At 59.1% G+C, this 3591-nt stretch carries 3 protein-coding genes; all 3 read right to left on the bottom strand.

What is annotated here, in order from left to right; all coding sequences use genetic code 11:
• Nucleotides 1–109 precede the first annotated feature (109 nt).
• Nucleotides 110–652 (bottom strand): hypothetical protein, encoded by a 543-nt coding sequence (locus tag EOL86_12870; GenBank protein ID NCD26467.1) that lies wholly within the window; start codon nt 650–652, stop codon nt 110–112.
• Between the two features lie 91 nt (nt 653–743).
• Nucleotides 744–2291, bottom strand: coding sequence for a hypothetical protein (locus EOL86_12865; protein NCD26466.1), 1548 nt, complete (start codon nt 2289–2291; stop codon nt 744–746).
• Nucleotides 2292–2939: 648 nt separating this feature from the next.
• Nucleotides 2940–3326, bottom strand: a complete 387-nt coding sequence (locus EOL86_12860; GenBank protein ID NCD26465.1) for a hypothetical protein — start codon at nt 3324–3326, stop codon at nt 2940–2942.
• Nucleotides 3327–3591: the final 265 nt, after the last annotated feature.

Here is a 3591-nt window from a genome sequence, read left to right as displayed (position 1 = left end):
CTTTCCCGATGTGCCGCACGGCGAGACTCGCCCGGATGGTCGAATCCAGAACCTGAACACCGCCATAGGGTACCCGGGGTCGTGAGGCCGTGTCGTTAGGGGCAGTGGGTCAGGCCGGGCCGATGTCTTTCCACACGCCGACCGTGGGCGGTCCCCACGTCCCGGCGTAGGCGACGCCGTGGGCGACGAGGCACTCGTACAGGCGTCCGTTGCGTGTGCAGCGGTCGCCTGGCTTGTACTCGGTGGTTGCGGACCATGGGGCGGCGGTCGGGCTGGGCATGGGCGTGATGCGCTCCCACCAGATCGAGGCCATATCCTTGTCGGGCACGGTCGCGGTGTTGAGCCACGTCCCCGACTTGTTGCGATACTCGATGCCGTCGAGGGTGACGCGCACGCCGGGACCTACCCTGTCGGTGCGGGCGGAGATCGTGGCCCAATCCTCGGCGGGCTGGTCGGTCACGGCGGACTCGTACTCGGCGGACACCTGCTCCACGATGCGTTGCCCGTCTGTGAGGACCAGCCTGCGGGCCTGCTCGGTCACGATCTCCTGCCGGAGCGTTTCGAGCGCGGCGTCATCCAGTGTGGCGATGTCGCTCATTCCTGCTCCTGTCCTGCCGCGTGAATGGCGGCGAGTTGGTCGAGCGCCCGCCATGCCATCGCGGCTTGGATACGAGCGTCAGGGTGGCCGACTTCAACCACCTGTCGGGAGACTAGTTCGTGTAGCCATGCTGCTACGTCGGGGGTCAGAGTTTGGTCCATGTCGATACTCCTGTATCGGTGATGGTGGCCCGCCAGCGTGAGCCGTCGGGAGACTTGAGGATGATCCCCTTGGTGGCATCCTGCACTTCCACGTCACGCGCACCTACCGCGACCTGCGACTCTGCGGTCGTGGCGGTACCGTAACCGAGCGCCACAGAGCCGACGTGCCCGGCAGTTGCACTAGAGCCGAGCGCAGTGGCTCGTGTGGTGCCGATTGCCCGGTAGCCGAGCGTGGTGAGGTGGTCGGCCTGCACGACGGAGGACTGGCCAGTCTCATGACCCACTGAGGTTTGGTACGAGGCAGTTGTGGTGGCATTGGCGGCCACACCAGCGGGCGAGTACTGCGCGGCGTGCCCCATGGCGTTGTTGGAGTTGCCCGTCGTCAGGGAGCGCTGCGCGTCGTACCCCATGGCGTTGTTGTAGTTGCCCGTCGTCAGGGAGCGCTGCGCGTAGTGCCCCATGGCGTTGTTGTAGTTGCCCGTCGTCAGGGAGTACTGCGCGGCGTACCCCATGGCGTTGTTGTAGTTGCCCGTCGTCAGGGAGTACTGCGCGGCGTGCCCCATGGCGTTGTTGTAGTTGCCCGTCGTCAGGGAGCGCTGCGCGTCGTACCCCATGGCGTTGTTGTAGTTGCCCGTCGTCAGGGAGCGCTGCGCGTCGTACCCCATGGCGTTGTTGGAGGAGTAGCGCCGCAGCTCGGAACCGCCCGACGCTCCGGATATGACCGGGGATGCGAACGCGGTCACCTCGCGCACAACAACGCCGGTCACCGTCGCCGCCCATGTCGTGACCCCGCCCACGGTGAGTGTCAGCGTCCCGGTGGATGGGGCGATCAGTGTCACCGATGCATTGCCCCACGCTGGTGGAGCGATCACCGCCGCGCCCAGCGAGACGGTCATTTCCCCGCCGGTCGAGCCCGTGCGGGACACATCCACCTGGTATGTCTTGCCGGAGACGACGGCCAGCGGGAACGCCATCGACCCGCCCGCTGGGATCACCACACTGGGCGCGACGTAGGACGCCCCACCAGCCAGTGTCCACAGGTCGAGAGCCGGGGCGAGTTGCGCGGAGAAGATCGGTGCGGGAGTCGCGGCCGTCAGCACAGGACCGACAAGGGGGGCCTTGGTGTCTGCGACGGCCTTGACGCCTGCCGGGGTGGTGGCGAGGTTCGTGGCCGTGCCCACGACCGTCTCCGTAGACGTGGCGAACTCGGCGATGCCCTTGACGGTCTCGGAAGCGTCGGGCGGCACATAGTTGCCCTCCTTCGCCGTGCCTGCCGTGGTGCCGATGGTGAGGTTGGACGTGCCCGCCCCGATGGCTGTCCGTGCGTCGGCCTGCGTGGCACCCTGCGCGATGACGGCGGGGTGGGAGTGAAGGGCGGCCTTCTCGGCGTTGGTGATGTAGTTGTCGTCCGCGCCCATTGCCGGAGCTGCGCCCACGTCGGAGGCGTTCAGCGTGATGTTTCCGGTGAGCGACTTGGAATTGACCGTGCGGGACGTGGGGACGTATGCGGCTAACGTGGACATATCGGACATTGACTTAGCATCAAGAGCTGCTTTAACTCCAGCAGGAGTAGTAGCTCTTACAGTGTCTTCTCCCGTAACTGTTTCTTCAGAAGTTGCTAACTCTACAGCACCTTTAATGGTAGTCGATGCATCTGGAACTGCTGTGGCCTGCCAAACAAGACCCGCTTCGCTATCCCAGCCAAGAAATTGACCTTGTACAGCACCAAGAGGAACCTCAAGCATTGTAATTGTAGTTCCTGCTGGAAGATCTTCGAGTATTACCGCCGACAAGATAAGAGGCGACTCATCTGTATACGCAGATGTAACAACGATTGAGTGTGGGGCAATTGTCATCCCCTGAAGACTATAGGAAACAAGGTATGTGTCTTCCCTTAACCAAACGCCACCACTAAGCTCTTCATCCTGCAAAACGCCATAAGAGTCGACAGGAAAGGTTTTTGCCGGGTGTCCAACAACAGCGGCATAATTGACTGTTGTCGTGAGACGGCTTGCAGGAGTAAAGGTGACAGTACCACTAGAAGCACGAGCCTCTGGATAAACGTCGGGGTCGTTGATAGTATCAGGTGAAACCAGAATGAAGCGGCCCTCTACGCGCCCTACGCCTTGCAGCTCTACTGGTAATGGAAAAGTTACTGTCACGGTACTTCCTTTCAAATGTTAAATAAGACTAGCTTCATCTAAAAGAGCCGAAAGCTCAATTGTTCTAAAACCATTCACAACTGTAAAAGTTTCTAAAACCTCAGGTATAAGAGAGGCTTGTGCTTTGACGTTTTTAGACGAGCTTATCTCAACCAAATATCCCCAACAATCCGGAGTAGTCCCAATTGGATCTACTAGATCGTAAGAAAAAGGAAGATTTTCAACTGTCAAGTAGATCTTAGAGAGATTGTGTGTTATGTTTATCTGATCTCGAACCACGCCATTCTTTAATGTTGGTTCGATTTTTACATACAAAGGAGTAGTTTCTGTGCCAATAGGCAAGCCCGTTGAGACGCTAGCACCAAGACTTGGCCATGACGCCATAGTTAAGCGAAGAACAGTCATAGTTTTTCCTACTTGATAGAAGTTGTCTTGATGTTGTAAGGATTTGCTTGTGAGTTCTGGTGACTTCCCCCGGGGAATTCGACTGCCCGAAAGGAGAAAAACAGGACTTCAACCCGAGGGAAGCCACCGGAGCTCACAAACATAAAACGAAAAATCCCCCCGGAGAAAAAATATAGAGGCGGGCGATGCGAGAGGGGGGCCATATTTGCAGACCCCCCTCCCCTATGCATCATCAGTCATAATGTCATCAGAGACATCAGTTTCA

The organism is Deltaproteobacteria bacterium (assembly GCA_009930495.1).
In the GTDB taxonomy this organism is placed as follows: Bacteria; Desulfobacterota; Desulfovibrionia; order Desulfovibrionales; family Desulfomicrobiaceae; genus Desulfomicrobium.
The sequence above is the reverse complement of the archived record's forward strand: the minus strand, read 5'-3'. Positions and strand labels throughout refer to the sequence as shown.

What these genes read in the sequence shown, in the direction of transcription:
- EOL86_12860 (NCD26465.1), bottom strand. Translation starts at nt 3,326, where the DNA reads ATGACTGTTCTTCGCTTAACTATGGCGTCATGGCCAAGTCTTGGTGCT.
- EOL86_12870 (NCD26467.1), bottom strand. Translation starts at nt 652, where the DNA reads ATGGCGGGCGCTCGACCAACTCGCCGCCATTCACGCGGCAGGACAGGA.
- EOL86_12865 (NCD26466.1), bottom strand. Translation starts at nt 2,291, where the DNA reads ATGTCCGATATGTCCACGTTAGCCGCATACGTCCCCACGTCCCGCACG.